Raw genomic sequence first — 6,867 nt, 5'->3', positions numbered from 1 at the left:
CGTCCGCAGCGTCATATTTGTATAAAAGCCAGATCCCCCTCCCGCCCGAGCCGGACGACGAGGAAGCCATGATGGCCGAGGCGGGCGGCCCCGTGCCGGACAGCGCGCCCGCCCCGCAGAACGACCCGGAGGAGCTGGCGCGCCGCCTGCTGGCCGAGCACCTGGGCGCCCAGCCGATCGACTGACCGCCCGGCGCGGGGAGCTGGCTGCCTGCTGGCGGGTGTTGGAGCCCGAGCCGATGGGCTGATGCGCGCGGTGAGCTGGGGAGCTGGTGGGCCCGCCTGCTAAGCGGGACGTTGGAGTCCGAGCTGATGTGCGCGGGGAACTGGCGCGCCGCCTGCTGGCCGAGCACCTGGGCGCCCAGCCGATCGACTGACCGCCCGGCAACGCACCTCCGCCCAGTACGAAGATCCCCGCCACCGCGCCGAACGCGGCGCAGTGGAGTGGAACTGGACAGCGCGAGCGCAGAACTCGCGCGCCGGAACGTGGAACTCGCGCACCGGAGCGTGGGACTCGCGCACCGGAGCGTGGGACTCGCGCGCGGGAAGGTGGGACTCGCGCGCCCCGCGAGTTCCACGCTCGGGCGGGCGAGTCCCACCCTCGGGGGCGTGAGTTCTGCGCTTGGGGGCGTGAGTTCTGCGTTTGGGGGTGCGGTCAGAAACCTCCGTGCTGCCTCAGGAACGACACCACCCCGGCGGCGATTCCCGCCGCGTACCGCTGTCGGCCGTCCACACTGGACAACACAGCGGCCTCCGCCGGGTTTCGCATGTTTCCGCACTCCACCAGGACCGCCGGCCGCTCCGAGAGGTTCAACCCGGCGAGGTCGTCGCGAGGTGCCAAGCCCTCCGCGCCCAGGTAGTTCGACACCGGGAAACCGCCCGACGACAGTCCCGCGCGCACGGCCTCCGCCAGCGCCACCGACGGCCCGCCCTGCGCCTCGTTCAGCGGTGGGCTCGAGTACGCGACGTGGAACCCCCGGGCCCCGGCCACCGTCGAGCCGTCCGCGTGGATCGACACCACCGCGGCCGCGCCGGCGCGGTTGCCGACCGCCGCTCGTTCGTCCACGCACGGGCCGACCCCGGAATCGTCCGGGCGCGTGTAGATCACCCGCACCCCCCGCGCCGTCAACAACGCACCCACCCGCTGCGCGACATCCCAGTTGAACGCGTGCTCCGCATACCCCCGGTCGGTCGCGGTGCCCGTCGTGTTGCACGGTTTCGTCCTGCCGCGTCCGGCCGGCACCGGCGCGTTGATCACGTCCGGCCGCCGCGCGTTGCCGCCGTTGTGCCCGGGGTCCAGCACCACCGTCACCGGCTCACGCGCGGCCGACGACGACACCGGCGAAGCACCGGACGACACCCGGGCCACCCCGGACGGCACCGGCCCGGGCGACGAGCACCCCGCGACCAGCAGCACCCCGCTCAGCACCAACCCCACCAGACTGCGCACGGCGAACACGGTCCCACAGCCGGCCGAGCTACGCTGGGACCCACAGGACAGGACGACGAAACGGGGATCATGGTGCAACCCGGCGGTGGAATGCCCGACATGCAGGCCATCCTGCAGCAGGCGCAGCAGATGCAGCAGCAGCTCGTCGCCGCGCAGGAGGAGCTCGCCCGCACCGAGGTGACCGGCACGTCCGGCGGCGGCCTGGTCAAGGCGACCGTCACCGGCGGCATGGAGCTGAAGTCCCTGCAGATCGACCCCAAGGCGGTCGACCCGGAGGACACCGAGACGCTCGCCGACCTGGTGGTCGCCGCGGTGCGCGACGCGATGAGCAGCGCGCAGAAGCTCACCGAGGAGAAGCTCGGCCCGGTCGCCGGCGCCCTCGGCGGCGGTGGCGGCATGCCCGACCTCGGCGGACTCGGTCTGCCCGGCCTGAAGTAGCGGGCCCCGTTGTACGAAGGGGTAGTCCAGGACCTGATCGACGAGCTGGGACACCTGCCCGGCATCGGTCCGAAGAGCGCGCAGCGGATCGCGTTCCACCTGCTCGCCGCCGACCCGGCGGACATCGCGGGGCTGCAGGACGTGCTCGGCAAGGTCCGCGAGGGCGTGCAGTTCTGCGAGATCTGCGGCAACGTCTCCGAACAGCAGCAGTGCCGCATCTGCCGGGACGCCCGGCGCGACACGTCGCTGATCTGCGTGGTCGAGGAACCCAAGGACGTGCTCGCGGTCGAGCGCACCCGCGAGTTCAAGGGCCGCTACCACGTGCTGGGCGGCGCGCTCGACCCGCTGTCCGGCATCGGCCCGGACCAGCTGCGCATCCGCGAGCTGCTGGCCCGGCTCGGCGCGGAACAGGTCACCGAGGTGATCATCGCGACCGACCCGAACACCGAGGGCGAGGCCACCGCGACCTACCTGGTGCGGATGCTGCGGGACTTCCCCGGCCTGACCGTCACCCGGCTGGCGTCCGGCCTGCCCATGGGCGGCGACCTCGAATTCGCCGACGAGCTGACCCTCGGCCGCGCCCTCTCCGGCCGCCGCGCCCTTTGACGCTGGTCGACGACGTACTGGCCGGCCCGCACCGCTATGGGCGGGTCCGGCTGGTCGCCGTCGACGGCCCCTCCGGCGCCGGCAAGACCACCTTCGCCGGGAAACTCGTCGAAACCTTCCGCGCGCGCGGCGCGAAAACCGCGCTCGTCGCCACCGACCACTACGCCACCTGGGACGACCCGGTCGCCTGGTGGCCGCGGCTCGTCGCCGAGGTCCTCGATCCGCTCGCCGCGGGCCGCCCCGCCACCTACCGACCACTGGACTGGACCACCGGCGAGCCGCGCCCCGGACCGGTCCGCGCGGTTCACCCGGTCGACGTAGTCGTCCTGGAGGGCGTGTCCGCCGGCCGTGCCTCGATCCGGCCCCGCCTGTCCGCCCTGTGCTGGGTCCCCGGACCGGACCCGGAAACTCGGCTCGAACGGGCAGTCTCCCGGGACGGGGAGGGCATCCGCGGCCCGCTGACCGCGTGGCAGAAGTTCGAGTGTGGTTGGTTCGCCGTTGACCTTACTTCCGAACACGTACACCCGAACGGCCTAGTACTTTCGTCCGCTCTCACGCAAAGTGACCACTGAACGTAACCTCGTAAGCCAAATGTGAGCGTCCGTCCGGTCTTACGTAGCGCGATCGTAACCTCACGCGCTTAACGAAATCCCACCATGCGGACTAGGGTCGTCGATCACGTACCCGAACTTTCTCCTAGGAGTGCCACCATGCTCCCCACGCGGGCAGTTGGGTTGCGCCGCATAGCCCTGATCGGGCTTGCCGGCGCCCTCGCGGTCACGACAGCAGCCTGCGCTTCCGAGCGCGGCTCGGGTGACAGCGCCAGCGACACCTTCATCTTCGGCGCGGCCGGTGCCCCGAAGAACTTCGATCCGCTCTTCAACGACGACGGCGAGAGTTTCCGCCCCGCGCGCCAGATGTACGACACCCTGGTCACCTACAAGCCGGGCACCACCGAGCTGCAGGGCGGCCTGGCCACCGCCTGGACGCCCAGCAACAACAACACGACCTGGACGTTCACCCTGCGCCAGGGCGTCAAGTTCCACGACGGCACCCCCTTCAACGCCGCGGCGGTCTGCTTCAACTTCGACCGCTGGTACAACATGAAGGGCGCCGCCGCCCAGAGCCAGATGATCTACTACGGCGACGTCTTCGAGGGCTTCGCCACCAACGAGGGCGACATCAGCGGCGACCCGGTCTACAAGAACTGCGAGGCCAAGGACGAGCACACCGCCGTCCTCAACCTCAACAAGGCCAAGGGCGCCTTCCCGGACGCGTTCGGCCTGACCTCGCTGTCCATGTCCAGCCCGGACGCGCTGAAGAAGTACAACGCCGACACCGTCACGCAGAGCGGGGAGGCGTTCACCTACTCCGAGTACGCCACCGCTCACCCGACCGGCACCGGGCCGTACAAGTTCGAGAGCTTCGACAAGGCCAACAACACGATCACCCTGGTCCGCAACGAGGACTACTGGGGCGAGAAGGCCAAGACAGCCAAGCTGATCTTCAAGATCATCCCGGACGAGAACGCCCGCAAGCAGGAGCTCGCGGCCGGCACCATCGACGGCTACGACTACCCGAGCCCGGCGGACTACAACTCGCTCAAGCAGGCCGGTGACCAGGTCCTGATCCGGCCCGCGTTCAACATCCTGTACCTGGGCATCAACCAGAAGAACAACCCGAAGCTGCAGGACGTGCGGGTCCGCAAGGCGATCGAGTTCGCGATCAACAAGGACCAGCTGGTCCGGAACCGGCTGCCGCAGGGTGCCTACGCGCAGGACCAGTTCCTGCCGAACAACGTGCCCGGCTACACCACCGCGGTGGAGAAGCACAGCTACAACGTCGACACCGCCCGGCAGCTGCTGGCCGAGGCCGGCGCGACCGACCTGACGCTGAACTTCTACGTCCCGACCGAGGTCACCCGGCCCTACATGCCGAACCCGGTGGACATCGCCGCGGCGATCACCGACGACCTGAAGGCGGCCGGCATCAAGGTCAACGTGGTGCAGGAGCCGTGGAACGGCGGGTACAAGGACTCCGTGCAGAAGGCGGGCAAGCACGACCTGCACCTGCTCGGCTGGACCGGTGACTACGCCGACGCGGGCAACTTCGTCGGCACGTTCTTCGGGCGCACCAAGCCGGAGTTCGGGTTCGACAACCCGCAGATCTTCGACGCGCTGTCCCACGCCGACGCCCAGACGACGCCGGAGACCAAGAAGGCGGCCTACGAGAGCGCCGGTGTGCTGATCTCGCAGTACGTCCCGGCGATCCCGATCTCGTCGTCCCCGCCGGCGATCGTGGTCCGGTCCGACGTCCAGGGCCTGATCCCGACCCCGCTGACCGACGAGCGCTTCTACACGGTCACCAAGGGCTGAGTTCCGCTGCCGACGGCGGGGAAGCGCGCCGCGCTTTCCCGCCGTGGCGCGGTGCTGAGGCAATCACATGCTCCGATTCGTGATTCGTCGGTTGCTGCAAGCGATCCCGACGCTCCTCGTGCTCTCCATCCTGGTCTTCGCCTGGCTCCGCCTGCTGCCCGGTGGCCCCGCCACCGCGTTGCTCGGCGACAAGGCGACGCCGGAGAAGATCGCGTCCCTGAACTCCGTGCTGGGCCTGGATCAACCGATCTTCGTCCAGTACTTCAAGTTCCTCGGCCGCGTTCTCACCGGTGACTTCGGCTCGTCCCTGATCAGCGGCGACACCGTGCTCGCCGAGATCGCCCGTGCCTTCCCCGCGACCGTCGAACTGTCGCTGGCCGCGCTGGTCCTCGCGGTCGGGTTCGGTATTCCGATGGGCTACCTCGCCGCGCGTCACCGGGGCCGGTTGCTGGACAACGCCACCGTCCTCACCACGCTGGTCGGTGTCGCGGTGCCGGTGTTCTTCTTCGGTGTGCTGCTCAAGTACGTGTTCGCGCAGAAGCTGGGCATCCTGCCGCCGTCCGGGCGCCAGGACGTCACCATCGACGCCACGCACATCACCGGGTTCTTCACCCTGGACGGGCTGCTCACCGGTGAGCTGGACGCCACCTGGGACGCGATCAAGCACCTGATCCTGCCCGCGATCGCGCTGGCCAGCATCCCGTTCGCGGTGATCGTGCGGATCACCCGCGCCTCGGTGCTGGACGTGCAGCAGGAGGACTTCGTGCGCACCGCGGAGTCCAAGGGCCTGACCACGGCGACGATCCGCCAGCGGCACGTGCTGCGCAACGCGCTCCTGCCGGTGTCGACGACGATCGGTCTGCAGACCGGTCTGCTGCTCGCCGGGGCCGTGCTCACCGAGAAGGTGTTCAACTGGAACGGCGTGGGCGCGCTGCTGGCGCAGGGCATCGAACGCCGCGACTACCCGCGGCTGCAGGCGTTGCTGCTGCTGGCCGCCGCGGTGTACGTCATCGTGAACCTCCTGGTCGACATCTCGTATGCGATCATCGATCCGAGGGTGCGGGTGCGATGACCTCCATGTTGCGGCGCAAGGCCGAACGCCTCGACGACCTCGCCGAATCCGGGGGCACCAGCCTCGCCAAGGACGCGGTCCGGCGGATGTCGCGCAGCCCGGTGGCGATCACCGGCGCGGTCATCACGGTCCTGTTCGTGCTGCTGGCGATCCTGTCCCCGTTCCTGGCACCGAAGAACCCCTACATCCCCTACGACGAGCTGCGCCTGAACCTGCGGCCGGACTTCATCCCCGGTCCGATGGACGGGTTCGTGCTCGGCAGCGACCACCGCGGGTACGACTTCTTCTCCCGCCTGCTGGTCGGCGCGCAGCAGACGCTGATCGTCGGTGTCGTCGCCACCCTGATCGGGCTGGCGGTCGGCATGGTCATCGGCGGTCTGGCCGGTGCGCTGGGCGGCTGGGTGGACACGCTGCTGATGCGGTTCACCGACATCCTGCTCGCGATCCCCTCGCTGCTGCTGGCGATCTCGGTGGCCGCGTTGTTCTCGCAAGGGACACAGTGGACGGTCATCATCGCGGTCGCGGTGGTGAGCGTGCCGGTCTTCGCGCGGCTGCTGCGCGGGGCGATGCTGTCGCAGAGATCCAGCGACCACGTGCTGGCGGCGACCGCGCTGGGTGTCCGGCGCAGCACGATCGTGTTCCGGCACATGCTGCCGAACGCGCTCGGGCCGGTGGTCGTGCAGGCCACGCTGACGCTGGCGACGTCGATCATCGACGTGGCGGCGCTGTCGTTCCTCGGCCTGGGGGACAACGATCCCAGTCGTGCCGAGTGGGGGCTGATGCTGGCCCAGGCCCAGAACCTGCTGGACGTCAAGCCGAGCCTGGCGTTCTACCCGGCCATCGCGATCGTGGTGGTGGCGCTGGGGTTCACGCTGCTCGGCGAGTCGCTGCGCGAGGCGCTCGACCCGAAGAACAGGCGGTAGCGCG

Annotated in this window: 8 protein-coding genes; 7 read left to right on the top strand and 1 reads right to left on the bottom strand. The window is 69.7% G+C overall.

From position 1 onward, the window contains the following. A partial coding sequence (locus tag D0D28_RS25770) for a hypothetical protein (protein WP_162831191.1) occupies positions 1-185 on the top strand: 185 nt, incomplete at its 5' end. A 469-nt stretch (positions 186-654) separates the two neighbouring features. On the opposite strand, the gene D0D28_RS25765 is transcribed toward D0D28_RS25770, so the two are convergent. Next, the gene (locus D0D28_RS25765) at positions 655-1,458 is read right to left on the bottom strand and encodes an N-acetylmuramoyl-L-alanine amidase (RefSeq protein ID WP_116113156.1); all 804 of its coding nucleotides are present in this window, start codon (positions 1,456-1,458) and stop codon (positions 655-657) included. A gap of 60 nt (positions 1,459-1,518) precedes the next feature. Here D0D28_RS25765 and D0D28_RS25760 point away from each other — a divergent pair, with 60 nt between their 5' ends. The 6 genes from D0D28_RS25760 to D0D28_RS25735 all read left to right on the top strand — a co-directional run bounded on the left by D0D28_RS25760 (position 1,519) and on the right by D0D28_RS25735 (position 6,863). Beyond that, positions 1,519-1,887, top strand: coding sequence for a YbaB/EbfC family nucleoid-associated protein (locus tag D0D28_RS25760; protein ID WP_026153601.1), 369 nt, complete (start codon positions 1,519-1,521; stop codon positions 1,885-1,887). A gap of 9 nt (positions 1,888-1,896) precedes the next feature. After that, positions 1,897-2,493: a recombination mediator RecR gene (recR, locus tag D0D28_RS25755; RefSeq protein ID WP_116113153.1), complete on the top strand. Its 597-nt coding sequence runs from the start codon at positions 1,897-1,899 to the stop codon at positions 2,491-2,493. A 2-nt stretch (positions 2,494-2,495) separates the two neighbouring features. Continuing rightward, positions 2,496-3,065 (top strand): uridine kinase family protein, encoded by a 570-nt coding sequence (locus tag D0D28_RS25750; protein WP_116113158.1) that lies wholly within the window; start codon positions 2,496-2,498, stop codon positions 3,063-3,065. A gap of 138 nt (positions 3,066-3,203) precedes the next feature. Beyond that, entirely contained in the window at positions 3,204-4,868 is a 1,665-nt protein-coding gene (locus D0D28_RS25745) for an ABC transporter substrate-binding protein (RefSeq protein WP_205413358.1), read from the top strand. Positions 4,869-4,935: 67 nt separating this feature from the next. Then, complete coding sequence (locus D0D28_RS25740) at positions 4,936-5,940, top strand: ABC transporter permease (RefSeq protein WP_094006325.1); 1,005 nt, start codon at positions 4,936-4,938, stop codon at positions 5,938-5,940. Then, positions 5,937-6,863: an ABC transporter permease gene (locus tag D0D28_RS25735; protein WP_094006324.1), complete on the top strand. Its 927-nt coding sequence runs from the start codon at positions 5,937-5,939 to the stop codon at positions 6,861-6,863. Before D0D28_RS25740 ends, D0D28_RS25735 begins: the two co-directional genes overlap by 4 nt. Positions 6,864-6,867: the final 4 nt, after the last annotated feature.

Origin of the sequence: Amycolatopsis ruanii, from assembly GCF_003385175.1 — a bacterium.
GTDB classification, from domain to species: Bacteria; Actinomycetota; Actinomycetes; order Mycobacteriales; family Pseudonocardiaceae; genus Amycolatopsis_E; species Amycolatopsis_E thermalba.
Note: the sequence above shows the minus strand (reverse complement) of the source record. Positions and strands in the feature narration are given on the sequence as shown.